At 72.7% G+C, this 23,275-nt stretch carries 20 protein-coding genes; 6 read left to right on the top strand and 14 right to left on the bottom strand.

Annotated features, from left to right (window positions below; all coding sequences use genetic code 11):
• Window positions 1–116: 116 nt before the first annotated feature.
• From ABZ928_RS29315 to xylB, 6 genes are all read right to left on the bottom strand, one after another.
• Window positions 117–1,433 (bottom strand): GAF domain-containing protein, encoded by a 1,317-nt coding sequence (locus tag ABZ928_RS29315; RefSeq protein WP_361525238.1) that lies wholly within the window; start codon window positions 1,431–1,433, stop codon window positions 117–119.
• A gap of 56 nt (window positions 1,434–1,489) precedes the next feature.
• The gene (locus tag ABZ928_RS29310; protein ID WP_361525235.1) at window positions 1,490–2,095 is read right to left on the bottom strand and encodes an N-acetylmuramoyl-L-alanine amidase; all 606 of its coding nucleotides are present in this window, start codon (window positions 2,093–2,095) and stop codon (window positions 1,490–1,492) included.
• Window positions 2,096–2,153: 58 nt separating this feature from the next.
• Window positions 2,154–3,167 (bottom strand): acetamidase/formamidase family protein, encoded by a 1,014-nt coding sequence (locus tag ABZ928_RS29305; protein WP_361525232.1) that lies wholly within the window; start codon window positions 3,165–3,167, stop codon window positions 2,154–2,156.
• 63 nt (window positions 3,168–3,230) lie between these two features.
• Window positions 3,231–4,718 (bottom strand): APC family permease, encoded by a 1,488-nt coding sequence (locus tag ABZ928_RS29300; protein WP_361525230.1) that lies wholly within the window; start codon window positions 4,716–4,718, stop codon window positions 3,231–3,233.
• Between the two features lie 193 nt (window positions 4,719–4,911).
• Window positions 4,912–6,120: an ROK family transcriptional regulator gene (locus ABZ928_RS29295; RefSeq protein WP_361525227.1), complete on the bottom strand. Its 1,209-nt coding sequence runs from the start codon at window positions 6,118–6,120 to the stop codon at window positions 4,912–4,914.
• A gap of 195 nt (window positions 6,121–6,315) precedes the next feature.
• Window positions 6,316–7,761 carry a xylulokinase gene (gene xylB / locus ABZ928_RS29290; protein WP_361525225.1) on the bottom strand — a complete coding sequence of 482 codons (1,446 nt, stop codon included), beginning with the start codon at window positions 7,759–7,761 and terminating at the stop codon, window positions 6,316–6,318.
• Window positions 7,762–7,934: 173 nt separating this feature from the next.
• On the opposite strand from xylB, the gene xylA reads away from it, so the two are divergent.
• Together xylA and ABZ928_RS29280 are read left to right on the top strand one after the other, a co-directional pair.
• Entirely contained in the window at window positions 7,935–9,101 is a 1,167-nt protein-coding gene (gene xylA / locus ABZ928_RS29285) for a xylose isomerase (protein WP_361525222.1), read from the top strand.
• 452 nt (window positions 9,102–9,553) lie between these two features.
• Window positions 9,554–10,150: a hypothetical protein gene (locus tag ABZ928_RS29280; protein ID WP_361525219.1), complete on the top strand. Its 597-nt coding sequence runs from the start codon at window positions 9,554–9,556 to the stop codon at window positions 10,148–10,150.
• Here ABZ928_RS29280 and ABZ928_RS29275 read toward each other — a convergent pair whose 3' ends face one another.
• Window positions 10,151–11,491, bottom strand: coding sequence for an esterase-like activity of phytase family protein (locus ABZ928_RS29275; protein WP_361525216.1), 1,341 nt, complete (start codon window positions 11,489–11,491; stop codon window positions 10,151–10,153).
• Between the two features lie 125 nt (window positions 11,492–11,616).
• On the opposite strand from ABZ928_RS29275, the gene ABZ928_RS29270 reads away from it, so the two are divergent.
• Window positions 11,617–12,018 carry an NUDIX domain-containing protein gene (locus ABZ928_RS29270; RefSeq protein ID WP_361525214.1) on the top strand — a complete coding sequence of 134 codons (402 nt, stop codon included), beginning with the start codon at window positions 11,617–11,619 and terminating at the stop codon, window positions 12,016–12,018.
• Window positions 12,019–12,066: 48 nt separating this feature from the next.
• On the opposite strand, the gene ABZ928_RS29265 is transcribed toward ABZ928_RS29270, so the two are convergent.
• Together ABZ928_RS29265 and ABZ928_RS29260 are read right to left on the bottom strand one after the other, a co-directional pair.
• Window positions 12,067–13,302 carry an SWF or SNF family helicase gene (locus ABZ928_RS29265; protein WP_361525211.1) on the bottom strand — a complete coding sequence of 412 codons (1,236 nt, stop codon included), beginning with the start codon at window positions 13,300–13,302 and terminating at the stop codon, window positions 12,067–12,069.
• On the bottom strand, window positions 13,299–16,430 hold the full coding sequence (locus ABZ928_RS29260; RefSeq protein WP_361525208.1) for an SNF2-related protein: 3,132 nt from the start codon (window positions 16,428–16,430) through the stop codon (window positions 13,299–13,301). Before ABZ928_RS29260 ends, ABZ928_RS29265 begins: the two co-directional genes overlap by 4 nt.
• Before the next feature lie 265 nt (window positions 16,431–16,695).
• On the opposite strand from ABZ928_RS29260, the gene ABZ928_RS29255 reads away from it, so the two are divergent.
• Entirely contained in the window at window positions 16,696–16,878 is a 183-nt protein-coding gene (locus tag ABZ928_RS29255) for a hypothetical protein (RefSeq protein ID WP_361525205.1), read from the top strand.
• A gap of 10 nt (window positions 16,879–16,888) precedes the next feature.
• Here the strand turns inward: ABZ928_RS29255 and ABZ928_RS29250 are convergent, their stop codons facing one another.
• From ABZ928_RS29250 to ABZ928_RS29240, 3 genes are all read right to left on the bottom strand, one after another.
• Entirely contained in the window at window positions 16,889–18,274 is a 1,386-nt protein-coding gene (locus ABZ928_RS29250) for a tannase/feruloyl esterase family alpha/beta hydrolase (RefSeq protein WP_361525203.1), read from the bottom strand.
• Window positions 18,275–18,401: 127 nt separating this feature from the next.
• On the bottom strand, window positions 18,402–19,241 hold the full coding sequence (locus ABZ928_RS29245; protein WP_361525200.1) for a hypothetical protein: 840 nt from the start codon (window positions 19,239–19,241) through the stop codon (window positions 18,402–18,404).
• A 136-nt stretch (window positions 19,242–19,377) separates the two neighbouring features.
• Window positions 19,378–19,674, bottom strand: a complete 297-nt coding sequence (locus tag ABZ928_RS29240; protein ID WP_361525197.1) for a hypothetical protein — start codon at window positions 19,672–19,674, stop codon at window positions 19,378–19,380.
• Window positions 19,675–19,895: 221 nt separating this feature from the next.
• Here ABZ928_RS29240 and ABZ928_RS29235 point away from each other — a divergent pair, with 221 nt between their 5' ends.
• The gene (locus ABZ928_RS29235) at window positions 19,896–21,251 is read left to right on the top strand and encodes an FAD-dependent monooxygenase (RefSeq protein WP_361525848.1); all 1,356 of its coding nucleotides are present in this window, start codon (window positions 19,896–19,898) and stop codon (window positions 21,249–21,251) included.
• Between the two features lie 155 nt (window positions 21,252–21,406).
• Entirely contained in the window at window positions 21,407–22,291 is an 885-nt protein-coding gene (locus tag ABZ928_RS29230; protein ID WP_361525195.1) for a squalene/phytoene synthase family protein, read from the top strand.
• 38 nt (window positions 22,292–22,329) lie between these two features.
• Here ABZ928_RS29230 and ABZ928_RS29225 read toward each other — a convergent pair whose 3' ends face one another.
• Together ABZ928_RS29225 and ABZ928_RS29220 are read right to left on the bottom strand one after the other, a co-directional pair.
• Window positions 22,330–22,683: a DUF4190 domain-containing protein gene (locus ABZ928_RS29225; protein WP_361525192.1), complete on the bottom strand. Its 354-nt coding sequence runs from the start codon at window positions 22,681–22,683 to the stop codon at window positions 22,330–22,332.
• Complete coding sequence (locus tag ABZ928_RS29220) at window positions 22,680–23,213, bottom strand: PadR family transcriptional regulator (protein ID WP_361525189.1); 534 nt, start codon at window positions 23,211–23,213, stop codon at window positions 22,680–22,682. The genes ABZ928_RS29225 and ABZ928_RS29220 overlap by 4 nt, the downstream gene beginning before the upstream one ends.
• Window positions 23,214–23,275: the final 62 nt, after the last annotated feature.

The raw sequence follows: 23,275 nt of genomic DNA, 5'->3' as shown, positions 1-23,275 counted from the left end.
GCCGTTGGGCAGCTCTCTGCGCGAGGCTAGGAACGGGGACGTTGCAACTACGTTGCCGTCGGCGCGGGTACCGCGTGGAGGCCTCGCTCCGTCCCGGCAACGCGCCCCCGGTGCTGCTACCGCGTCTCAACCCCCCGCCGCCGTAGGCCCGGTATCGCCAGCTCCGCCTCCAGCGCCGCCAGCCGTGACCGCACCGCCGCCGTCGGCCGGGTCGCCGCCAGGGCCCGCCAGACGTCGAAGTCGTCCTCGCCCCACGGCGCGTGCGCCCAGTCCGCCAGCAGATCGGGGTCGCGGCGGGCGATCAGCGCCGTGCGGAGGCCGTCGGCGAGACGGTGCCTGAGGCGTACCACAGCCGGCGCCTGGGAGGCGGGGAGCAGCGGACCGGCGTACGACGTCGCCGCCGCCGTGACCGCGCCGGTCTCCAGGCGCCGCTCCACGACGGTGACATCGGACTCGACCGGCACCGTCAGCCGGTACGGGCGCGAGGCCAGCAGCCCGGGGCCGAGGACCCTGCGCAGCCGGGCCAGTTCGGCGCGCAGCGTCACCGGTGTCACCGACTCGTCCTCGTACAGCGCGCACAGCAGCTCGTCACCGGTGAGCCCCTCCGGATGGCGGGAGAGCAGCACCATGATCTCGCTGTGCCGGCGGCTGAGCCTGACCTTGCGGCCGCCGATGAGGAGGTGGGCCTCGTCGCGGCCCAGCGCGGTGAGCTCGGGCAGGTCGGCAGCGGGTGTCTCCGGGGCGAGCAGCGCCAGATGGGACTCGGCGGCGCGCGCGACCGCCTGGACGAACCCCAGGCTGTGCGGATGCGCGAGTCCGTCGCCGCCGGTGATGTCCACGGCACCCAGCACGCGCCCGGTCCGCGGATCGTGCACAGGAGCCGCCGCACACGTCCACGGCTGCACCCGGCGGCTGAAGTGCTCCGCCGCGAACACCTGCACCGGCCGGTCGACCGCGACCGCCGTGCCCGGCGCGTTGGTCCCGACCGCGGTCTCCGCCCACCGCGCACCCGGCACGAAATTCATCAGCCCCGCCTGCCGCCGCGTCGACGCGTGCCCCTCGACCCACAGCAGCCTGCCGTGCGTGTCGCACACCGCGAGCAGATGCTCCCCGTCGGCCGCGAACGTGCCGAGCAGTTCACGGAAGAGCGGCATCACCCGGGCCAGCGGATGCTCGGCCCGGTAGGCGCCGAGGTCGCCGTCCATCAGCTCGACGCTCGCGGTGCCGTCGGGCCCGACCCCGGCCCGCGCGGAACGCCGCCACGAGTCCGCCACCACCGGACGCACCGGTCGCGACACGGTGCCCGCCGCGGTGAACGTCTCATGTGCGCGGCGCAGCATCCGCGCATGCTCGGCAGGGTCGGCCCCCGGCTCCAGGGCCACCCACGGATCGGTCAACTCGGCCTCCCCGAAAGGCGATGCGGCTGGGGACATCGTCACTCCCGGTACGCGTGCCGACAACCACTTCGACCGGCATCACCCGAACGACGTCACCGCGCCGCGTGTTCGACCAGCCCCATGTAGCGCTCCCAGTCCCAGTGCGGCCCGGGGTCGGTGTGGTCCGTACCCGGCACCTCGTAGTGCCCGATGATGTGCGACCGGTCCCTCGGTATGCCGTACTTGACGCAGATGTCGGCGGTCAGTCTCGCCGACTGCGCGTACATGACGTCGGTGAAGGAGGAGGACCGCTCCACCCGCCCTTCGTGCTCGATGCCGATGCTGCGCGTGTTGTAGTCCCAATTCCCGGCGTGCCAGGCGATGTCGGTCTCGCGGACGCACTGCGCGATGTTGCCGTCCCGCGACCGGACCACGTAGTGGGCGGAGACCGCCTTCGCGGGGCTGCGGAAGACACCCAGGGCCTTGCGGTAACTCGTCTGCGTCACATGGATGATCACGAGGTCGATGCGGTGGTCCGCCGGGCGCTGCGCGGGCGTGCAGTTGGCGGTCGTCGCGGGCTGCCACTCGGCGAGCGGGTGGTCGACGGGGTGGGTCTCCGCTCCGGCGCGCGCGTCGGGCAGCAGCGCGTACGGGACGGCGGCCAGGGCGGCGCCCTTCAGGAGCCGCCGTCTGCTGGGCAGCGGTCTTGCCCGGTCCATGGACGATTGCCTTTCGGACGATTGCCTTGCGGCGGTGCGGTGTTGATCGAGACGTGGGTCAGGGGCGGATGGTTGCGGCGGTGTCCCTGAGCTGTGCGTGGATGCCGCGGTGTGTCTCCCGCGCGGGCAGCCACTCCTTCCGGATCTTCGCCACGCACGTGTAGTTGGTGTCGCACACGTTGGCCAGCGGCGACTCCACGGCCTGGGTCGCGAACTGGTACGCGTCCAGTTCGCTGAACCCGTAGTCGCGCACCAGCCATCGCACGAGGTCGAGTTGGGATATCCGGAACGCGTCCTCCAGCGGGCGCGCCGACCCCGTCGAGATGATGTGGGTGTCCGATTCGATGCGCGGCCAGGGCGTGGCGAGCCCCTTCAGCAGTTCCACGATCACCACCGTGTTCATCGCGCACTCGACGGCGACTCCGCAGGTCTCGCCCTCGCCCTGCCGGGCGTGCCCGTCGCCGAGGCTGAGCAGGGCGCCCTCGACGTTCACCCCGAGGTAGCAGGTGACGCCGGCCCGCATCTCCGGGGTGTCCATGTTCCCGCCGTGCGCGTCGGGCACCAGGGCCGAGCGGACCTCCAGGTTGGCGGGGGCCACGCCCACGGTGCCGTGCATCGGGTCCATGGGCAGCTCGGCCTCGATGTCGCTGTCGTGCGCCCGGAACAGCGCGGTGCGACGGGTCCGGTCCAGCTGCCAGATCCAGACGGTCTCCGGGAGCGGAGGCTGGAGGGTGGCCGTGGTGTGCGTCGAGGTGAGCGCGCCGAAGAGGGGCACGGTGGTGGACGCGGCCCAGTCCCGGGCCGGCTCGATCGACACGAAGTGCACGGCGACCGTGTCGCCCGGCTCGGCGCCCTCGATGTGGAAGGGCCCGGTCTGCGGGTTCAGGAACGGGAACTCGCACACCTCCGACACGAGATCCTTCTCGGACCGCACCCGGCCGGCGAAGCAGTCCTCGGTGTACAGGTCCAGGACTGTGCCGGGCGCGATCCGCGCCACGGGCGGCGCGCCGCCGAACGTCCAGGCGTACTCGCCCGGTTCGGGCCGCACGGTCAGGATCCGGGGGTCGCTCATGGCTGTACTGCTCCGTTCTGTGAAAAGCCGATGGGATCGGCGTTCTGTGAAGGGCCGGTGGGTTCAGCTCGGTGAAAGGCCGACGGGATCAACGGGATCGGTGGGGGACGGGTCGTCGAGATGGACGCGGGCCGTCTCGGCTATGCGTCCGGGATGACGCCGTATCAGCACGGCCAGCACCACGACGCCCACGGCCATCCACACCCCGACGACCGGACCCGCGTACGACACCGGGGCGGTCAGTTCGGTGACGAAGTCGAAGACGGGCAGTCCGGCCGCGGTCAGCAGCGCGGGGACGAACGCGACGATGCCGAGCAGGGGGAGCAGCAGGTGCCGTACCGGCTTGAGCGACTCCCTTCTGCGGCGCAGGAAGTAGCCCGCGCAGGACAGGTTCACCACGATGTAGACACCGATCACGACCGTGACGATCACCGTGGCCAGCAGGAGGAAGGCCGTCACCGGGTCGTAGGCGAAGCCCAGGCCCAGCACCGCACCGACCGCCACCACGGTCTGCACGGCGATACCGGCGACGGGCGAGCGGTACCTCGGGTGCAGCAGGGCGAGGAACGAGGGCAGGACCCGGATGCGGGCCAGGGCGAAGGCCGTGCGGGTGGAGACATTGGCGCACGCGTTGGCGTTGGCGATCGTCGAGTTGACCACGGCGAGAAACACCAGCACCCAGAACAGCCCGAACGACGCCCGCGCCACTCCTTCCCAGGACCCGGGGCCCGAGGCACCGAACTCCGCGAACCGGTCCGGTCCGTAGTACACGGTCATGGCGTATGTGGTGAGCACGTAGAAGAGTCCGATGGCGAGCGCCGCGCCGAGCACCGCGCGGTGCATGGTCCGGCGGGGGTTCCTCGTCTCCTCGGCCAGCGGGGCCGCCGCCTCGAAGCCGGCGAAGGCCAGCACCGTGTAGACCGAACCGGCGAAGACCCCGCTGATGCCTTCGTAGGCGTCGCTCGTGTGCGAAGTGCCGAACACCGACAGGGTGTTGTCGCCGCCCGCCTTGGCGATCAGCCAGATCGCGAACACCAGGAGGACCAGCACCTCGAAGACACCGAGCACGGTGCCGAAGCGGGCCGAGGCGCGCACCCCGAAGTACCCCGCCACCGCGATGATCGCGGCGCCCAGCAGCGCCCACGGCCACCACAGGTCCGCCGGATACGAGGACCACTCCTCGTGCAGAGTGCCCGCCGTCGTGAAGCCCAACTGGAGGAGCAGCAGCGGCGGTATCAAGGCCTCCACGAACACGTAACCCCAGCCCACGAGGAAGCCCACGGCCGGATGCAGGCCCTGCGCCGCGTACGTGGCCACCGAACCCGCGGCCGGCAGCTCCCGGGCCAGCTCCGCGACGCAGGACGCGGTGAACAGACAGGCCACCAGCGCGATCAGCACCGACAGCGGCAGACTGCCGCCCGCGAAGGCGGCGCCCGACGGGATGGACGCGGCGACCGCAGCGGCCGGTGCCATGGCCGTGATGCTCTGGAACAGGACCTCGCGCATCCCGACGGCGTCGCGCCGCAGTCCTTCAGCCGTTTCCCCCGACATCCGAATCCCCTCGTCCCCCCGACGAACCCCTTTGTTCCCCCTGACCGCTGCCAGGGCGGTTGCGTCTCGCGTGCATCACGGTACGGCGCTCGAGGGTCGGGCAGAAGGGCGCGGCGGGTTTCGGTGGACGGCCTCGGACCTGTGGAAAACTCGCCCACTCGTCCGAGTGAATCAGGCTGAAGTCGCCCTGGGATCAGGCCCGTTCGCCCACCGCGGCGGGGTCGTCGAGCACGGCCCGGATCACGGAGTGCGCGGCCCCCAGCAGCGGCCCCTCAGGGCCCAGCCGGGACACGGACACCGGACAGGGCGGCCCCGCCGTGCGCCGGGCCAGCTCGGACTCCAGCGTCGGCAGCAGCCACGGCGCCAGCCCCGACAGCTCCCCGCCCAGCACCACACTCTCGGGGTCCAGCAGGTTCACGGCCCCGGTCAGCGCGACCCCGAGCGCCCGCCCCGCGTCCCGCAGGGCACGTCGTACGGCCTCGTCGCCTTCGGCAGCCCGCCCCGCGAGCAGCCCGACCCGGTCCTCGCCCGGTTCCAGACCGGCCGCGCGCAGCACCGCCTCCTCGCCGGCGTACTGCTCCAGACAGCCCCGGCCGCCGCACGGGCACCGCGGGCCCTCCGGTTCCACCGGGACGTGTCCCAGCTCGCCCGCGAAACCGCGGATCCCGCGCAGCAGCCCGCCGCCCACGACGAGGGCCGCGCCGATGCCGATCTCCGCCGACACGTGCAGGAAGTCGTGCGGGGTGGCGTCGCCGAGCCAGAGTTCGGCGAGAGCGCCGAAGTTGGCCTCGTTGTCCACGGTGGGCGGGAGCGCCGGGGGCAGCAGGGCGCCGAGGTCCGTGTCGTGCCAGTCGAGGTTGGGGGCCCGGACGACGGTACGGGCGTCGCGCGCCACCAGGCCCGGCACCGCCACCGCGAGCCCCGCCGGCCACAGACCCTGCCCCTCCGCCTCGGCGACGACCTGGTCGAGCAACGCGGTGAGTTCCGCGATGACCGGCTCGGGGGAGCGGCCGCGGTTGGCGCCGTGCCGTACGGCGCGGGCCCGTACCTCGCCGCGCAGGTCGACCGCGCAGACCGCGAGGTGGTCGACGCCGACCTCGGCGCCTATCCCGGCGGGACCGTGCGCGCTGACGGCGAGCGCGGAGCCGGGCCGGCCCACCCGGCCCGGCCGCTCGGGGCCGAGCTCTTCGAGCAGGCCGGAGCGTATGAGCTCGTCGACCAGGGTCGACACCGCCGCCCGGGTCAGACCGATCCGCGAGGCGACGGCGGCACGGGACAGCGGCCCCTCGGCGCTGACGGCGTACATCACCCGGGCCAGGTTGCGGCGGCGCATGCCCTGCTGGGTGTCGGGCAGCGCGCGCCCCGGTCCGGCCGGGTGGGCGTCGTGCAGCGGTGCGGTCATGCCTCCGTCAGTCCTCGCTGGTCGGTGCGGTGCGCAGTGGCTCCGTAAGGGCCTGCTGGTCGGTGCCGTGCTCAGCCCCTCGTCGGCCCTTGCCGGCCGGTGCCGTGCTCAGCCCCTCGGTCGGCCCCTGCTGGTCGGTGCGGTGTTCAGTGCCTCCGTAGGTCCTCGGCGGTCGGAGAAGTGTTCCCCGCTCGGTCAGTCGCCCTCCGTCGGCCTGTCCAGCAGCGGAGCCGCGTCGGAGAGTACCCCGGAGATCCGTGCCATCGTCGCCTCGTCCCGCTCCACGGCCTCCAGCACCGGGCCCGCGGTGGTGTTCCAGCGCCGGGCGACGGCGGCCGGGTCCTCGCCGGTCAGCAGGCCCGCGGCCTGGGCCGCCGCGCCGAGCGCGACCAGTTCCTTGGCCTCGGGGATCTGCACCGGGCGGCCCGAGAGCCGTCGTACCGTCTCCTGCCAGGCCCGGCCGCGAGCGCCGCCGCCGATCAGCAGCAGCGGGGTGGAGCGGTCGGCGTCCTCGTCGAGGACCAGGTCGAGGGCGCCGAGCAGCGCGTGGACGGCACCGTCGTAGGCGGCCTGGAGGAGCTGGCCGCCGGTGGTGTCGTGGCGCAGGCCGTGCAGCAGCCCGGAGGCGCCGGGCAGAGCGGGGGTGCGCTCGCCGTCCAGGTAGGGGAGCAGTGTGACGCCCGTCGTGGGTTCCACGGCCTCGCGGTCCAGGCCCAGCAACGCGGCGACGCGGTCGACGGCGAGGGTGCAGTTCAGGGTGCAGGCCAGCGGCAGCCAGTCGCCGTGCGCGTCGGCGAAGCCCGCGACGGTGCCGGTCGGGTCGGCGGGCCGCCGCTGGGAGACCGCGTACACCGTGCCGGAGGTGCCCAGGCTCAGCACCGGCGTGCCGGGGCGCAGGCCGAGGCCCAGCGCGGCGGCGGCGTTGTCGCCGGTGCCCGGGGCGACCAGGGTGCCCTTGGAGAACGGCAGGTCGTGGATGTCGCGCACGGTCCCCGCCACCTCGCCGGGCCGCACCACGCGGGGCAGCAGCGCGGGGTCGAGGCCCACGTGCGCGAGGATCTCGTCGTCGTACGCCTCGGTCGCCGACGCCCACCAGCCGGTGCCGGAGACATCGCCGCGGTCGGTCGTGCCCTGGCCCGTGAGGCGCTCGGTGAGGTAGTCGTGCGGGAGGCGTACGGCCCTGGTCGCGCGGATCGCCTCGGGCTCGTGCTCGGCCAGCCAGGCCCACTTCGTGACCGTGAAAGACGGTCCCGGGACACTGCCGGTGCGCTCGGCCCAGGCCTTGGCGCCGCCCAGTTCCTCGACGAGCCGCGCGGCCTGCGGAGCCGAGCGCACGTCGTTCCAGAGCAGCGCGGGGCGTACCGGCTCGCCCTCGGCGTCCAGCGTGACCAGGCCGTGCTGCTGCCCGCCGATCGACACGGCGGCGGCCTCCCGGGCCGCGTCACCGCACTGGTGCAGGGCCTCGCACAGCGCGTCCCACCACTGGCGCGGGTCACTCTCGCGACCGGCCCCGGAGGAGACGGTGTGCGGCGCCTGCCCGCTCGCCACCACCTGTCCGGTCGACGCGTCGACGACCAGGGCCTTGGTGGACTGCGTGGACGTGTCCACGCCGACGACGAGCGGACCCTCGGCAGCTGACATCGGGCTCTCCCTTTTGCGGGCTCAAGTTTTGCGTGCTCAAGCGGCTCGGGTCTCCGTCCGAAGACGGTCGGAGACATCTTGTCTCTTCCCAGAGATGCGATCGCATACTAATTTGTAAACCGCCATGACGAAATAGTCGTGGAGAGCAGTCGTCAGCGAGTAGGAGCCGCGGCATGAACTACCAGCCCACCCCCGAGGACAGGTTCACCTTCGGCCTGTGGACCGTCGGCTGGCAGGGAAGGGACCCGTTCGGCGACGCCACGCGGCGTGCCCTGGACCCTGTCGAGACCGTGCAGCGCCTGGCCGAGCTCGGCGCCCACGGTGTGACCTTCCACGACGACGACCTGATCCCCTTCGGGTCCTCGGACAGTGAGCGCGAGGGTCACATCAAGCGCTTCCGTGAGGCCCTCGACGCCACCGGCATGAAGGTGCCGATGGCCACCACCAACCTCTTCACGCACCCGGTCTTCAAGGACGGCGGGTTCACGGCGAACGACCGTGACGTGCGCCGCTACGCGCTGCGCAAGGTGATCCGCAACATCGACCTCGCGGCCGAGCTCGGCGCCGAGACCTACGTCGCCTGGGGCGGCCGTGAGGGTGCCGAGTCCGGCGCCGCCAAGGACGTACGCGTCGCTCTCGACCGCATGAAGGAGGCCTTCGACCTCCTCGGCGAGTACGTCACCGAGCAGGGCTACACCCTGAAGTTCGCCATCGAGCCCAAGCCGAACGAGCCGCGCGGCGACATCCTGCTCCCGACCGTCGGCCACGCGCTGGCGTTCATCGAGCGCCTGGAGCGCCCGGAGCTGTACGGCGTCAACCCCGAGGTCGGCCACGAGCAGATGGCCGGGCTGAACTTCCCGCACGGCATCGCACAGGCCCTGTGGGCGGGCAAGCTCTTCCACATCGACCTCAACGGCCAGTCCGGCATCAAGTACGACCAGGACCTGCGCTTCGGCGCCGGCGACCTGCGGGCCGCCTTCTGGCTCGTCGACCTGCTGGAGAGCGCCGGGTACGCCGGTCCGAAGCACTTCGACTTCAAGCCGCCGCGCACCGAGGACTTCGACGGCGTCTGGGCGTCCGCCGCGGGCTGCATGCGCAACTACCTCATCCTGAAGGAGCGTTCCGCCGCCTTCCGTGCCGACCCGGAGGTCCAGGAGGCGCTGCGCGCCGCGCGGCTGGACGAGCTGGCGCAGGCCACGGCGGCGGACGGCCTCAAGGGGCTGCTCGCGGACCGTACGGCCTTCGAGGAGTTCGACGTCGAGGCGGCCGCCGCGCGCGGGATGGCCTTCGAGCAGCTCGACCAGCTCGCGATGGACCACCTGCTGGGCGCGCGGGGCTGACACGTGCGCGTGCGCACGTCGTGACCGCACGCGCGCGTGGGCCCGCCGCACGTCCTGTACGGCGGGTCTTGTCAGGCACGCGCGCGTGCACCGGGTGTTCGACCTCCGCGCGGAATGCTCCGGAATCATGCGGTCCGTGGCATGAGTCCGTATCAACTTCCGTGCGGGGGTCGCGCCCTGCCCGGCGCACCGGGACTCTGGACGGTATGGCCATGCCGCCCTTACCGCCTCAGCCCCCAGGGCCGCCGGACGACACACCGCCCTACAGCGGTGGCTTCGGCCCCCCTCCCGACGGCTACGGCCAAGGAGGAGGGGGGTATGGGCCGCCGGGAGGTTACGGACCTCCTCCTGGAGGCAACGGCCCGCCCTCCTACGGGGGCTGGGACCCGCCTCCGCCGGAACCGCCCGGCGGCCCGGGCCGGCGCCGCAGCCCGCTGTTCGTCCTGCTCACCGTGCTCGTGGCCGGTGCCGTCGTCGCCGTCATCGTCCTGATGGCGTCGGGGAACGACGACGACTCGCCGGACGACAAGCCCAGCGCGAGCGCGAGCAGTTCGCCGCGCCCCACGCTCAGCCTGCCGAGCGAGCTGCCCAGCCGGCTTCCGAGCAAGCTGCCGACCGAACTGCCCTCGCAGTTCCCCAGCGATCTGCCGAGCGAGTTCCCGAGCGGCCTCGAATCGCTGATCCCGTCCTTCGCGTCCGACGAACTGCCGTACTACATGCTGAAGACCGGCGACTGCTTCGACACCGACGCCGTCAGGCCCGGGCAGGCGGCCAGGCGTTCCTGCGAGAAGCCGCACGACGCCGAGGTCGTGAAGGTGGCGGAACTCGAAGGCGCCTACACGACCGACGCCGCCCTGAAGCAGGCCGCCTCCGACCTGTGCGAGCGGACCCTGAACAGCAAGGCGGCGGACCAGCCCGCCGGGGCCGTGGGCGGCATGCTGGTGCAGTACCCGGACCCGGCCGGCTACCGGCTCGGCATCGACAACGTCGCGTGCAGTCTGGCCGCCGACGACGGAGCCACCCGTAAGCTCACCGCCCCCCTGACGTGATCAGATCCCGCGCGGCAGCCGCACGTACGTGACCTTCGTCTCCACACCGCTGTCGACCAGACGTCCCTGCGCGTCGAACGCGCCCGAACCGTCGGTCATCCCGAAGTCGTTGTCGTTGATCAGGGCGAGCGTGTCGTGGTCCACGCGCGCGACGCCCTCGATCTTCCCCGGTACCCCGGCGACCGTGCCCAGGTCGACGACGAGCCGCTTGGCGAGCACCGGCACCCCGGCGGCCGCCGGATCGTCGAGCTGCTCCAGTGACGGCGAGGTCGTGTCGTCGTCATAGGCGCCACCGAGAATGTCCGCGTCCCGGTCGAGGCGTACGAGTTGCAGCCGGGCGGCCTTGTCGGTGCGCTCCTCGACCAGCAGCCGGTCGCCGCCCACCGCGACCACCGAGGAGATCTTCAGCTCCGAGGTGTCGTCCTCGCCCGGGTCGACGACCTCGACCGGGTCGAAGCGGTAGGCGTACTCGGCGGTGACCGCCTTCTTCCTGGGCGAGAACCGCAGCAGCCGGGTTGTGCGCGAGGCCTCTCCCGCGGCGGTGTCCGGCAGGGACAGCGGACTCTGCACCGCCAGCACCAGGTCGCCGCCCGGCAGTTGGGCGAGCCCCTCGAAGCCGCGGTTGATCTTCCGGTGCAGCAGGACGGAGGGCAGCGCCTCCACGACCGGGTAGTCGGTCCCGGTGAGGTTCAGCCCCTCGGGGACGTACCGCGTGAGCACCTTCCCGCGCGCGGAGACGTGCACCAGGGAGGGTCCGTACTCGTCGACGAGCCAGAAACTCCCGTCGGCGGCCCGCACGATGCCCTCGGTGTCCAGCCCGTTCGGGTTGAACGCCAGGCGCGTCCTCGCGTCATAGGTGTACGGCGCCTCGTCGCGCCTCTCCTGGTCGGGCAGCCCGGTGACCGGCTTCCCGGAGGAGGTGGTGATCGGGATCGCGTCCAGCACCTTCACGGTGTCCCCGGACACCTTGATCCTCACGATCGCCGGGTCGAAGCCCGGGACCGGGAACGTGCGGCGCTTCGTGCCGTCCACCTTGATCTGGCCGTTGGGGCCGCGGTCGGTGACGGTCCAGAACTCGCCCTGGCGGCCCGCCGGGTAGATGTCACTGCCGATGCCGCCGAGGTCCACGCCACGGTCGTCGTCCACCGTCCCGGGCAGCAGCGTGTCGCTGAACGCGCCCAGCGGAATGTCCCCGAGCGTCGCCGTGCGCGTGACGTACGGCTCGCCCGACGAGGCGCCCGAGGCGGGAGCGGCCGCCACGAGCGCGGCCAGTACGGCGAGAGGCACGCCCGCCGCCACGGAACGGTGGACGCGGCGCCGGCCGGCGGCAGACGGGGACATCGGGCCTCCTGGGTGAACAAGTTCGTTGACAGCGGCCAGATTTGGGCCCCGTGTCGAACGCCGTACGACCGGCAGGTGAACGACGTGTGGCAAGGGCTCGTCGAGCATGCGTGAGGATGGGGCGCATGACACAAGGCGTTCTGGAAGTGGTGGCCGCCGCGATCGTCCAGGAGGGACGGCTGCTGGTGGTGAGCAAGCGGGCGGCTCCCGAGGTCTTCTATGTGCCGGGCGGCAAGCCGGACCCGGGCGAGACGCCCTTGGAGACCCTGTACCGCGAGCTGGACGAGGAGTTAGGGGTGCGGCCCCTGCAACCGCGCTTCCTGGTCGACGTGGAGGCCGTGGCGGCCCTCGAAGGCGTGCCCATGCGGATGTCCCTCTACGCCGCGCGCCTCGGTGAGGTGCCCCGTCCCGCCGCCGAACTGGCGCATCTGCGCTGGATCACCGGACACGAGGACGGCATCCGGATCGCGCCGGCGGTACGGGATCACGTCCTGCCGATGCTGTGGCAGGGCCGCCTCACGACGTAGAGGACGGCCCTGCACGGCCTTGACGACGGTGAGGGCGGCCGCCGCTCCTCACCCCGTCAGCGGAACCTCCTGTGCCGCCGCCAGAGCCGTCGCCGGATCCTGGGTGGCGCCTCCCGCCGGCACCCAGCGGCCCCGCTCCTTGCGATACGGCCACCAGCGGCCGTCCCGTCCCAGGCGCAGCTGACTCGAAGAGCCCACGACCGTCCACCGGTTGCCCCGCGCCCGCAGCGACGGCCGCTCGTCGTCGTCCCACGCCGAGTCGAGCGCGGCACGCGCGCGTGCGAGCGTTTCGCCGGCCACGGCCCACTCCTCTTCGAGCACATCCAGTGCGGCCACGCCCCCGTCCCGCCACGCGCCGACCGCCAGTGCCAGCTCCTCCGCGGTGCGCCCGGTGCCCTCCGCCAGCCGCTCCCGTACGGTCGGCTCGCCAGCGTCCACCGCGAGGCGGACGGCGTCCTGGGCGACGGTCAACTCGTCCTCGAAGACGTCCTGTCCGTCCAGGAGCCGGTACGCCCGGACCGCGGTCCGGCCCGCCAGGAACTCCAGGGCGGCCGGATCGACACCCGGCGGGGCCGGCGTCTCGGTGTCCAGGGAGGGCGGTGTGCCGGGTTCCTCGGGCAGTTCCGGCAGGGCGGGCAGCGGCGGCAGGATGTCCCCGGCCGCGAACGCCTCCGCAGCGTCCACCCCCTCGGGCGCCGGGGCGGGCGTCCCGTCGGGCACGGACGTGCGGTCCTGGAGCTCGTCCAGCAGGGCGCGTTCACCGCGCCCGCGCATCAGCAGCAGGACGAACGGGTCCTGGTCGAGGAGCCGCGCGACCTGGTAGCAGAGCGCCGCCGTGTGCCCGCAGTGGTCCCAGGCGCCACAGTCGCACTCCGGCTCCAGATCACCCAGGCCCGGCAGCAGGTCGACGCCCGCGGCCGCCGCGTCCTCGACCAGGTGCGGCGGCATGTCCCGGTCCAGGAGCGCCGCGACATGCCCGGCCCGCTCGACGGTCATGTCCAGGAAGCGGTCCCACTGCTCGGCCGACAGCTCCTCCAGCAGCACATCGGCCCGGTGCGCGGTGCGGTCGCGGTCCTGGACGACGGCCGTGATGCGGCCGGGCCGCACGGACACCGCGCCGACGGCACCCGCGCGCGCGAGCCTGCGGCCCACCTTGACCTGCGCCGAGTCCAGCGCGGCGTCCTCCAGCGCCTTCAACCAGGCCTGGCCCCACCACGTCTGCGCGAAACCCTTCCCGTGCGCGGGCGGGAACGCGGCGAACGTCCGCTCGTTCTCGTCGTTCATCGTGCGCCCCCTCGCAGTTCGACCAGATCCGCCAGCTCCGCGTCCGTCAGCTCCGTGAGCGCGGCCTCCCCGGCGCCGAGCACCGCGTCGGCCAACTGCTGCTTGCGGCTCAGCATGTCGGCGATACGGTCCTCGATCGTGCCCTCGGCGATCAGCCGGTGCACCTGCACGGGCCGGTTCTGCCCGATCCGGTACGCGCGGTCGGTGGCCTGCGCCTCCACGGCCGGGTTCCACCAGCGGTCGTAGTGCACGACATGCTCCGCCCGGGTCAGGTTCAAGCCCGTGCCCGCCGCCTTCAACGACAGCAGGAACACCGGCACCTCACCGTCCTGGAAGCGCCGCACCATCGCCTCGCGCCGCGCGACGGGCGTGCCGCCGTGCAGGAACTGCGAGGACAGACCGCGGCCCGCCAGATGCCGCTCGATGAGCCGCGCCATCTGCACGTACTGCGTGAAGACCAGCACGCTCGCCCCCTCGGAGAGGATGGTGTCGAGCAACTCGTCCAGGAGCTCCAGCTTTCCGGAGCGGCCGACGATCCTGGGCCGCTCCTCCTTGAGGTACTGCGCCGGGTGATTGCAGATCTGCTTCAGCCCGGTCAGCAGCTTCACGATCAGCCCGCGCCGCGCCATGTTGTCGGCGCCCGAGATCTCCGCGAGCGTCTCGCGCACCACGGCCTCGTACAGCCCCGCCTGTTCCTTCGTCAGCGACACCGCGCGGTCGGTCTCCGTCTTCGGCGGCAGCTCCGGGGCGATCCCCGGATCCGACTTGCGGCGACGCAGCAGGAACGGGCCCACCAGCCGGGACAGCCGCTCGGCGGCCCTCGGGTCCCGGCCGCCCTCGACGGCCGCCGCGTACCGCGCGCGGAACGTACCGAGGCGGCCCAGCAGCCCGGGTGTCGTCCAGTCGAGGATCGCCCACAGCTCCGACAGGTTGTTCTCCACCGGAGTACCGGTGAGCGCCACGCGTGCGCGTGCGTTGATCGACCGCAGCTGCCGGGCCGTCGCCGAGTACGGGTTCTTCACGTGCTGTGCCTCGTCCGCCACGACCATGCCCCACGACACGTCGGCCAGCCGGCCGGCGTCGAGCCGCATCGTGCCGTACGTGGTGAGCACGAACTCCCCGTCGCCCAGCGAGCCCAGATCGCGTCGCGGCCCGTGGAAGCGGCGCACGCGCGTGCCGGGCGCGAACCTCTCGATCTCGCGCTGCCAGTTGCCCATGAGGGACGTCGGACACACGACCAGCGTGGGACCGGCCGTCTCCCGGTCGGACTGGCGGTGCAGATGCAGGGCGATGAGCGTGATCGTCTTGCCGAGACCCATGTCGTCGGCGAGACAGCATCCCAGCCCCAAGGAGGTCATCCGGGCCAGCCAGTTGAGGCCCCGGCGCTGGTAGTCCCGCAAGGTCGCTGCGAGCGCCGCGGGTTGCTCCACGGGCTCCTGCGCCTCGGGGTTCGCGAGCCGTTCCCGCAGCGCCGCCAGCCACCCCGTGGGCTGTACGTCGACCCGTCGGCCGTCCATCTCCGTCGAGCCCGTGAGAGCGACGCCCAGCGCGTCGACAGGTGTGATCTTGCGGTCCTGCTGGGCGTGGGCCCGGCGCACCTCCTCCGGGTCGATCAGCACCCACTGGTCGCGCAGCCGCACGACGGGCCGGTTCGCCTCGGCCAGCCGGTCGAGCTCCTCGCGCGTGAGCTGCCGGTCGCCCAGCGCGAACCGCCAGTTGAACGCCAGCAGCGCGTCGGCCGACAGGAACGACGGCGCGTCCGAGGAGACCTTGCCCGGCTCCGCGCCCTCGTCCGCCGGGCCGACCACCGCGCGGGCCGTCAGCTTGCGGGCCAGCTCCTTGGGCCAGTGCACCTCGACACCGGCGACGGCGAGAGCACGGGCGCCGGCCGCAAGGAGATCGGTGACCTCCTCGTCGGCGAGTTCGACGACGTCCGGCACGGCCGCCGAGAGCAGCGGCGCGAGCGGCGGCCACGCGCGCGCCGCCCGCCGCAGGGCGAGCAGGGCGTCCATCCGCACACGCGGCCCGAACGCCCCGTCGGACCCCGCCCATACGTCGGCGGCGTCGGCGGCCAGAGCCGGGTCGCTCACACTGTGGATCTGCAGCACGGCGCGGAACGACGGGTCCGGATCGTCGGTGCGGGCCACGGCCTGGATGCTTGGGGCGCGCGGGGTCGGGTCCAGCGCGTCGATGTCCAGGGCCGCCGAGGCAGGGTCCGACGCCGCGAGGTCCTGCGCGCGCGTGGTCGGCTGCGGCGCCTCGATGGCCTGCGCCGCTGAGACAGGGTCCGTCGTCTCGACGTCCTGCGCCTGTGCGGTCGGGTCCGACGCCGCGAGGTCCTGCGCACGCGCGGTCGGCTCCGGCTCCTCGATGGCCTGCGCCGCCGATGCAGGATCCGTCGCTTCGACGCTCTGCGCCCCCACCGTGAGCCCGAGAACCTCGATCCGCAGCGACAGCCGCACGCCCGCGTCGAGGCCCGCTGCCACGTCGGCCGCCCAGGCGCGGTGCCCGGGCACGTGCCGGGGTTCCCGGACCGCGTAGGCGGGGCCGCCGGTGACCAGGGACGCGGCGGGGGAGCGGGGGAGCGTGTCCGCGACGGCGTCCAGGAAGCCGCGCAGCAGCCGCTCCGGGTCCGGCAGCCGCAGGGGTTCGCTCTCGTCCAGCGGGAGGGCATGCGCCTCGGGCGGCATCGCCGCGCCCAGAGCGCGGACCCGTTCGACGTCCTCGGGGCGCAGCGGGCCCGCCCGCCAGGCGTCGTGGTCGGTCTCGGACAGGCCGGGCAGCAGCAGACCACGGGCCGCGAGCTGGAGGGCCTGTACGGCGGCCGCGCCCCAGAACGCGGTCGCCCGGTGGGCGTGCGCGGCGGCACGCGCACGTGTGAGGACGGGCAGGGCCGCCCGCACCGGCAGCAGCACGGCCGGCACGGTCACCGCCTCGACGCCCCGCTCGCCCGGCACGACGACGGCGAGATCCTCGACGGTCCCCGAGGCGACGGTCGGCGGGGCGTCCCCGTCGGGGTCCCAGAAGGCGACGACTCCGGTGCGGGCCGGGTCGCCGGGGACGAACACGGCGCAGCAGCGGGCCAGTTGTGAGATCTCGGACGGTGTTGCCGCGGGAATCCTCGGCACAGGAATGCGACACTCCTCAAATTTGACTACTCGGCGCGGAGTGGCCGAGAGTACAGCACTTTCCCGGACCACCTCGAAGGGCGCGGCCGTGACCTGGGTCACTTCATGGAAGCGCTGGGTATCCCAACCTCAGGGACGTGTCCCAGTCTCAGGGACGTGTAGGGGTCGCGTCTCAGGGACGTCTCAGGGTCGTGGTGCGGAACTGCGGGAAGCGCGGACCCGTTTTCAGGACAGAGAGCGGCAGTGGCCGCGGAGGAGGCGACACATGTCGAAGAACGCGAAGATCGCCGCAGGAGGTGTGGCGGCCGGCATCCTTCTGCTGATCTGGCTGCCGTGGTGGGCCGCGCTCCTGATAGTCCTGGGAGTACCGGCCGCCGCGTACCTCACGCTGGACCCCTCGCAGCGGCGCAGGCTGCGCCGCGTCACACGCAAGGAGCTCGGTCGCTGAGACCCCCGGCCTACCGGGCCGCCCCGGTCCGGTCGGTCAGGGCGCAGGAGTCGACCACATCGCCGCTCGCGGGCCTGCTCACGGCATGGTCCGCGGGCGGCGGGGTGCCCCGCTCCACCCACGCCACCAGCGCGTCGAAGGCCGACCGGTAGCAGGGCAGGATCGGACGCAGCCGGTCCGGATAGCTGTCGTACAGGCCGTCGACGTGCGTCCCGCCCTCGACCGTGTAGTAGCGGTGCAGCCCGCCCCGCCCGCGGGCGTCGATCATCCGCGCGTACACATCCGAGTCGGCGGCCTTGGGCAGCAGCGCGTCCAGGTCACCGTGCAACGTGATCAGCGGCCGTCCGATCCGCCCGGTCAGTGCCACCCGGGCCACTGCGCGCCGGACCGACTCGGGGCGTGCGGCGTAGTCGTAGACCGCGTCGGTCGCACAGGGCGCCAGTATCTGCTCCGGGGTCGTACCGGCGGTCGGGCCGGGGCAGTCGCTGTCGTAGGACGGGTCGAACTCGGCGCGGTAGATCTTCTGCGTGACTCCCCAGTAGGCCATCTCGTGATACGGCCACAGGAACTCCGAGCCGCGCGCGAAGCCCACCGCGTACAGATCCTCGTCCCGTGCCGAGCCGGTCATGCGGGCCACGGCCGTGGGCAGCGAGGTGAGCAGGTTCGGGCCGTCCTCGGTCCACAGCGCGCCTTCCCAGTCCACGCCGCCGTCGTACAGCTCGGGGTGGTTCTCCAGCTGCCAGCGCGTCAGATAGCCGCCGTTGGAGATGCCGGTCATGTAGGTGCGCCGCGGCGCCTGCCCGTAGCGCTGGGCGACGGCGCGCTTCGCCGCGCGCGTGAGCTGGGTGGTGCGTGCGTTCCACTCGGCGACCGCGTCGCCGGGGCGGGTGCCGTCGCGGTAGAAGTCGGCACCGCTATTGCCCTTGTCGGTCGCGGCGTAGGCGTAGCCCTGAGCCAGCACCTGGTCGGAGATCGCCTTGTCCGTCGCGTACTGCCTGCGGGTGCCCGGCGCGCCCGTGACGACCAGCCCGCCGTTCCAACGGTCCGGCAGCCGGATCACGAACTGCGCGTCGTGCCGCAGGCCGTGGGTGGCGTTGAAGTGGGAGGAGTCCGGGAAGTAGCCGTCGATCTGCACCCCGGGAACCCCTGACGGGGTGCGGGTCGCTTTGGCGGTCAGCCCCGCCTGGTCCGCCAGGTCGGTGTACGCGGTACCGGCGAGCCCGGTCGTCGTCAGGTCCGCCAGACACGCACTCTCCTGATGGGCCGCGCCCGGCACGCGGACCCGCTCCTGGCGAGCGCAGTGACCAACCGTCGTTCCCGCGGCGGGAGTCGGCCAGGTGAGCGCCGTGGCCACCAGCGCGGCGGCGAGGAGCGGGATGCCTCGGGACATATGCATGAGGGCCTCCGGGTCGGATCGGGGAGTCCAGGGCTGCCTCATGGTGCGAGTGGTCCCCGACGCCATCCATGGGGCGGGACCACATGGAACGGGGCCGACGTATGGGGGCTACCGGCGGTGACTGGGTTCAGAGGGGGCGTACGGCCATCTTGTCGAGTGCCTCCAGCAGTCCCGGCAGCTCCGGGCCGCGGCCGACCGGCAGAACCTCGCCGGGCTCGTCGTCGAGGAGCACGAAGGCGATGTCGTCGGTCCTGGCCACGAGTGACCAGCCGGGCCCGTCGGCGCGCAGCGTGCGGGCGTCGCCCGGCGCGAAGGACGAGCGGACCCGGCCCAGGGGCGGCGGGGAGTCCACGTAGCCACGCGCCTCCGCGAGGACGCGCCGGATGCCGACATGGCCCTTGGGGGCGGCCGCGTCTTCGCCCTCCTCGGCCTGCTCGGCGGCCCCGTTCGCGTCCGGCGTCGGGAAGTCCGCGTCGTCGATCTGCTCGCGCCACGTGGCCCACTGGAGGGCGATCTCGTCGGCCCCCAGGCGTCGCTGGGCCGGGCCCCAGACGCTGGTGTCCGGCGGCGTCAGCGGTGGACCGTCCGCGATCTCCGGGTCGGGGTCGTGCGGGGCGGGCACGCCCGGGGCCGCGACGGCGACGGCGAGCGGCCAGCCCGGCAGGGCGGCGACGACCGTGCGTTCGTCGGGGGACAGGTCGTACTCCATGCCGCAGTCCCAGGACGCGATGGCGACGGCGACCAGCGAGACGTCGTCGATGACGACCGTCCAGCGGGAACCGTCGCCGTCCTGGCCGATCACCAGGCCGTACCCGTCGGCGAGCGGCGCGAGACCGAGCGCCGCACAGGCTTCCGGATAGTCGTCGCCCAGCGCGCTCGGGAACTTCGCCGGCGTCAGCAGCACCGCCGTGAGCACATAGAGCGCGTCGTCCGCGGCGGCGACGGCCTCTTCGTCCGTCCCGGCCATCCCAGCCTCCCCATCGGTATGTCCAACGGCGCGCACCCTAGTGCCCGCACGAGCCGCTTGTCACGACTCCCCAACACACCCGGAGCTGCAGTTTTCCGGCCGGACGGGGCGAATCGACCGCGGTCGGACCGTCCGTTCAGGCCGCCGGGAGCCCCAGGAGCGCACGGGCCACGGTACGCGGTGACTCGTCGCGCTCCCGCGCGAGGGCGATGACCGCGCGGCACGCCAGCTCGCTCACCCCGAACGACAGCGCCTCCGGCGACACCCACCCCGCGGCCTCGTCGATCCGCTCCTGATCGTCCTCCGCGCACGCCGAGACATAGGTTGCCGCGGCCTCGAACAGGTTGTGCGTGCGCCGGTCCCGGCCGTCGTCCACGTTGGTACGCACCGAGTTGACGAATCTGGCGAAAGACTTGTGGACCCTGCCGAACATGCTGACCACCTTCCCCCTGTGCTTGCCTGGCCGATCGGTCATCTCCTCCTGTTCAACGTAGAGTTGGAGCCTCGGGGACAGAAGGGGGACGGTGCGGTGAAGCGGGGCGGACGACTCTCCCCGGGGCCGCGCGCACTCGTTCTCAATGAGCTGACCAGGGGAGTCGATCAGTGAGCTCTGTCGTGGGAACGGGCCGTCGGGGCGGACGGCACGCGGTCGTCGTGGGCGGGAGCCTCGCTGGGCTGCTCGCGGCGCACGTCCTGGCCGCACACGCCGAGCGGGTGACCGTCGTCGAACGCGACCGGTTCCCGGACGGCACCGCCGCCCGGCCCGGCGTACCGCAGGGCAGGCATCCGCATGTCCTGCTCCAGGGCGGACAGGTGGCGATGGAGTCGCTGCTGCCGGGATTCCTGGCCGAGCTGCGGGCGGCGGGGGCGCCTCGGGTGGGCATGCCGTCGGACATGGTGCTGTGGCAGAACGGCCGCTGGTTCCGCCGGCTGCCCGCCACGACCCACATCTACACGGGCTCCCGCGCGCAACTGGAGGAACTCGTGCGACGCCGGGTCCTCGCCAACCCCGTGATCAGCGTGGTCGAGGGGACCGACGTCGTCGGCCTGCTCGGCGATGCCTCACGGGTGCGGGGCGTGCGGCTGCGGGAACGCTCCGGCGGTCCGGGCGCGGAGCCCGAACCCCTGGAGGCCGATCTGGTCGTCGACGCTTCCGGCAGCGGCACCAAGGCTCAGCAGTGGCTCGAGGCGCTCGGCGCCGAGACCGCGCTCGAGGAGACCATCGACACCGGGCTCGCCTACGCCTCCCGTGTCTACCGCGGCAAGAGCGGCGTCCTCGACGGCGAGACCCTCGGCTACTACGTCTACCCCAACCCCGAACAGGTCCACGCCGGTGGCGCGTTGCCACTGGAGGACGGCAGCCATCTGGTCATCGTCTCGGGGCTGCGCGGCGACGAACCGCCCACAGGGGACGACGAGTTCGAGGCGTACACCAAGCGTCTCGCGCACCCGCTCCTGGACCGGTGGCTCGACGACGCCGAACCGCTGTCGTCGGCGTTCGGCTACCGGCGGACCGCGAACATCCGCCGCCGCTACGACCTGCCCGGCCGCCGCCCGGCCGGATTCCTCGCCACCGGCGACGCGTTGTGCACCTTCAACCCGATCTACGGACAGGGCATGGCCATCGCCGCGATGAGCGCGGTCGCCCTGCGTGACGCGCTCGCCGACCGTCGCCGTACGCCGACCACGCGCCGCGTGCAGCAGGTGCTTCTCGCGGCGTCCCGGCAGGCGTGGGACATATCCGCCGGCGCGGACCGCAAGATGCCCGGCGCGGTCGGCAGCGCGGTCACCGGTGGCCCCGCGGACCGGGTCGCGGACTGGTATCTGAGCCGGGTCACGGAACGGTCCCCGGGCGACCCCGTCGTCGGGCGCGCCTTCCGCTCCGTACTGACCCTCTCCGCGCCCGTCAGCGCCCTGTTCGCGCCGCCGGTGGTCCGGGCCGTCCTCTTCACCCGACCGGGGCCCACGCCCACCGAGCCGCCGGCGACACCGGAAGAACCGGGGACCTGAACGGGGCGGGCCGGCCAGGCCGTCCGACACCCGAACGATCTCGGGCGGCCCGCCTCTGCACACCAGCCGGGCGTCACGGTCGCCCCGACCACCGCAGCACGCAGAAAGGGCGATCATCCGTGCCGAGTTGGGACCGCAGGCTGAGGGCCGCCGGTGTGCAGGACCCTGCCCTGCGGGACGACTACTCCGTCGCCGCCCGGGTCTTCGCCCGCAGGATCCTCGCCCACTACGCCGTGGTGCGGCTGCTGGTGGCCCCGGCCCTGCAACCGCACCTGATCGCCGCCTACGCCTTCCTCGCCCGCACCGACGACCTCGCCGACCAAGGCCCCCTGCACGAGCGCCTGCCGCGCTGGCGGGCCTGGTCCGAGCAGGTCACCGCCGGGCTGGACTCCGGCCAGGCACAGGACCCGGTGCTGCGGGCCTTCCTGCACACCGTGTCCGTACGGCAGTTGCCGCATCACTGGGTGCACACCTACCTCAAGGCCACCGACGAGGAACTGCACTTCACCGGTCACGCCACCGAGGCCGACTTCCAGCGCTACGTCGACCACCTCGCCCTGCCGGCCCTGATGCTGATCGAGGACCTTCAGCACGAGGGCGGCGGTGACGCGGACTTCCGCTCCCGTTGCCGCTCCTTCGCCGAAGGTCTGCAACGCCTGGACTTCCTCACCGACCTCACCGAGGACCTGGGCGAGGGGCGCCTGTATCTGCCGCAGGAGGACCTCGACCGCTTCGGCGTCACCCGCGCGGCCCTGGAACAGGGTCAGGACACCGAGGCCGTACGGGAGTTGATCGCCTTCACCTGCCGCAGGACGAGACAGGCGCTGACGGACGCGCGGGCCCTGCCGGCCGCCACCGCACCGAGTTTCCGGCCACTGCAGCGGGCTCTGCTGGAGCTGGCCGAGCACCAGCTGTCCCGGGTCGAGCGCACCGGGTCCGCGGTCACCCGACGGACCGTCGGATACGGCATCCGCAAGCCCCTGGCCGTCCTGTTCCGCGAACGGCGTGCCATGAGGAACGGGGCGTCGCGCGGGGAGTGACGGCCACCCGGTCCCCGGTGTCCGAGCGCCGCCGTCCGTCAGGTGTTGTCGACCAGCACGGCGAGCCCGGCGACCAGCCCCAGGAAGGCGAGCAGCGCGAGCAGGCAGACGAACAGGGTCAACCAGCCGGTCAGGATGCCGGCCAGCGCGAGCCCGCGTCCCTCGCCGTCGAGCCGGCGTCCGCGGAAGCGGGCGATGTGGCCCGTGGGGATCGCCGCCACCGCGCACAACATGGCCAGGGCGACGAAGACGCCCGGGTTGAGCCAGGCGATGCCGGTGGCGAAGTTGGCGAGGAACGCCAGGGCCGCGAGCGCGAAGAACGCGCTGACCTTGGCGGCGCCGTTGCGTCCCGCGAGCGGCCGTTCGGCCCTGCTCTCGTCCGTGGTGTTCATGATCGGGTCCCTTCGAGCGAGGTCAGGGTGTCACGCAGCCAGGTGAGTTCGGCGCGGGAGGTGGCGCGCGCGATCGTCAGGATCCCGCGGCGGAACGGATCGTCGAGCTCCTCGGCGCGCACCGGCCGGTCGCCGTCGTAGAAGAAGCTCGCGGGCTCCTCCAGGAACGCCAGCCTGCGCCGCAGCACGGCCGCCTGCGCGGCGGCGTCGTCCAGGTGGCGGAGGAACGCGAGCAGGGTGAACCAGCGGTTCTCGTCGGTGATGTCGCGTCGCACGGGCTCGGCGAGCCTGCGGCGCAGATCGGCCCGGCCGTCCTCGGTGAGCGTCAGGACGTGCCGGGGGGCGGCGACGGAACCGGGCTCCGTCGTGCGCTCCAGCAGTCCCGCCGTCTCCAGCCGCTTGATCGCCGGGTAGAGCGTGCTCTCGGCGACGGGTCTCACATGTCCCGTGAGCGCGGTGATGCGTTTGCGCAGCTCGTAACCGTGCAGGGGGGCGTCGTACAGGAATCCGAGGATGGCCAGCTCCAGCATGCCCGCATTCTGCCGTACCGGCGGTGTACATCGCTCACGTAGTACATCGGTTCCGATGTATG

Source organism: Streptomyces sp. NPDC046909, assembly GCF_040644695.1.
Classification (GTDB): Bacteria; Actinomycetota; Actinomycetes; order Streptomycetales; family Streptomycetaceae; genus Streptomyces.
Note: the sequence above shows the minus strand (reverse complement) of the source record. Positions and strands in the feature narration are given on the sequence as shown.